The sequence below is a fragment of the Komagataeibacter sp. SM21 genome, assembly GCF_041402665.1.
GTDB lineage: Bacteria > Pseudomonadota > Alphaproteobacteria > Acetobacterales > Acetobacteraceae > Komagataeibacter > Komagataeibacter saccharivorans.
Window position 1 is genome coordinate 1 of record NZ_JBGLOV010000088.1, and the last position, 628, is coordinate 628.

Consider the following 628-nt stretch of genomic DNA (forward strand, 5'->3'; position numbering starts at 1 on the left):
CTGTCATTTCCTGTCTCGAGGATATGACAGTGATGGGTCAGCCGATCGAGGAGCGCCGTTGTCATCTTCGGGTCACCAAAGACGTCTCCCCATTCACTGAAGCTCAGATTGGTTGTGATGATGACACGGGTGCGCTCGTAGAGGCGGCTGAGCAGATGGAACAGCAGGGCGCCGCCAGACGCGCTGAAGGGGAGATAACCGAGTTCATCAAGGATCACGAGATCCAGGCGGAGCAGCCTGTCGGCAATCTGCCCGGCCCGGTTGGCGGTCTTTTCCTGTTCGAGCGCATTGACCAGGTCGACCGTTGACCAGAAGCGCGCCTTCTTGCGGTGATAGGTGATCGCCTGGATGGCCAGCGCGGTCGCCAGGTGGGTTTTCCCGTTTCCCGGGCCACCGATCAGCACGACATTCTCAGTACGCTCGATGAAGTCCCCGCCATGGAGCTGGCGGATCATGGGCTCGTTGACCTGCGTATCGGCAAAGGAGAACCCGGACAGGTCCTTATAGGCGGGGAACCGGGCGGTCTTTGTCTGGTAGGCGATGGAGCGCACTTCGCGTTCGGCCAGTTCCGCCTTCAGGAGTTGTGAGAGGATGGGGATAGCCGCCTCGAAGGCAGGTGCGCCCTGCT

Annotated in this window: 1 protein-coding gene; it reads right to left on the minus strand. The window is 60.7% G+C overall.

Annotated features, from left to right (window positions below):
• Positions 1–628: IS21-like element helper ATPase IstB (gene istB, locus ACBR42_RS17185; RefSeq protein ID WP_371208848.1), on the minus strand; the 628-nt coding region annotated here is incomplete at both ends.